This window comes from Falsiroseomonas oryzae (genome assembly GCF_027856955.1).
GTDB lineage: Bacteria > Pseudomonadota > Alphaproteobacteria > Acetobacterales > Acetobacteraceae > Falsiroseomonas > Falsiroseomonas oryzae.
Genome location: NZ_JAPSMD010000711.1, coordinates 1 through 1805 on the forward strand (window position 1 = coordinate 1; position 1805 = coordinate 1805).

The 1805-nt window shown below is 74.6% G+C and carries 2 protein-coding genes; both read right to left on the reverse strand.

Annotated elements, in window-relative coordinates; all coding sequences use genetic code 11:
- The coding region (locus OZN99_RS30895) for a hypothetical protein (protein ID WP_270939032.1) at nt 1-194 on the reverse strand (194 nt) is incomplete at its 3' end.
- Nucleotides 187-1805, reverse strand: a 1619-nt coding sequence (locus OZN99_RS30900) for a glycine cleavage T C-terminal barrel domain-containing protein (protein WP_270939033.1), incomplete at its 5' end; no start/stop codon positions are given. The genes OZN99_RS30900 and OZN99_RS30895, both read right to left, overlap by 8 nt.

Consider the following 1805-nt stretch of genomic DNA (forward strand, 5'->3'; position numbering starts at 1 on the left):
AGGTCCAACCCGAACCCCTCCCGCAGCGCCGCGGCAAGCACCTCGCCCTGCCCCGCGCGCAGCGAGACCGCGGCGGCGGCCAGCCCGGCGCGTTCGGAGAGGCGCAGACCGGGAGCCCCCTCCGCGCGGCCATGGCGCCCCGGTTGCAGATGGCCGGCCAGCGGCGCGCGGGCCAGCATCTCGAGCTCAGCCACGGGTGCGCCCCCCTTCCGGATCCACGAAGACCGGCGCGCAGACCTCCGCTTCCGCATCGCCGCCGCGCACGGGGTCCAGCACGCGAATGCGCTGCCCGATGCGCGTCGCGCCGTTCGCCAGCAGCGCCAGCGCGATCGGCTGGCCGAGCGTCGGCGAGAAGCAGGCGGAGGTGACATAGCCCTGGTCGTTCGCCGTCACCGGCTCCGCGTCCGGCGCGAACAGATGCGCGCCGGCGCGCAGCGGCGTGCGCCCGTCCACCGGCTTCAGCCCGACCAGCACCGGCCGCGCCGGATCCACCAGCGCCGGCCGTTCCGCCAGCCTTCGACCGATGCCGTCCTTCTTCGTGGACACCATCCGGCCGAGGCCGAGGTCGCGCGCCGTCGTCTGCCCGTTCAGCTCGCCGCCGGCCGGGTGCCCCTTCTCGATGCGCAGCACGCCCAGCGCCTCCGTGCCGTAGAGCGTGACGCCGAGGGGCGCGCCGCGCGCCATCAGCCGGCGCATCATCGCCTCCCCGTAATCGGCCGGCACGCCGAGCTCATAGGCCAACTCGCCGGAGAAGGAGAGGCGATAGAGCCGCGCCGGGACACCGCCGACCTGCACCTCGGTGCAGGCCATGTGCGGCAGGGCGGCGTTCGACAGGTCAGGCCCGGGATCCACCAGCGCGGCCACCACCTCTCGCGCGCGCGGCCCGGCGATGGAGACCTGCGCCCAGGCATCGGTGACGGAGAGCAGCGACACGTCCAGCGCGGGCCGCAGCACCTGGTGGCAGAACTCCATGTGCTGCATGACCTTGCCGGCATTCGCCGTCGTGGTCGTGACGAAGAACCGGTCTTCGGCGAGACGGGCGACGGTGCCATCGTCCATCACGAAGCCGTCCTCGCGCAGCATCAGCCCGTAGCGCACGCGCCCGACGGCCAGCGTGGACATGGTGTTGGCATAGACCAGGTCGAGCAGCGCGGCGGCATCCGGCCCCACCACCTCGATCTTCCCGAGCGTCGAGACGTCGCAGACGCCGACGCCGGCGCGCACCGCCAGCGCCTCCCGGTCCACGCTGTCGCGCCAGCCGGCCTCGCCGGGGCGCGCGTACCATTGCGCGCGATACCAGGGCCCGACCTCGACGAAGCTTGCGCCGTTCGCCGCCGCCCAGTCGTGCAGCGGCGTGCGCCGCGCGGGTCGGAAGTGCCGGCCGCGATGCGGCCCGGCCACGGCGCCGATCGCCACCGGCGTCCAGGGCGGGCGCTGCGTGGTGGTGCCGGTGCCCGGGATGCCGAGGCCGGTGATCCGCGCCATGACGGCGAGCCCCGTGACATTCGCCGTCTTGCCCTGGTCGGTCGCCATGCCGAGCGTGGTGTAGCGCTTCAGGTGCTCCACGCTGCGGAAGCCCTCGCGATGCGCCAGCGCGACGTCCTTCTCCGTCACGTCGTGCTGGAAATCCACAAAGGCCTTGCCGCGCGCGCCGGCCACGTGGAACAGCGGCGCGACCTCGCCCGGCGCATCCTCGGCCCGCGGCACGGGCGGTGACGCGCCGGCGAAGCCGCATTCCGCCGCCGCCGCCGCACCCTCGCGCGCGCCATCCGCCAACGCGGCCTGGGTGGAGAAGCGGCCGGCCG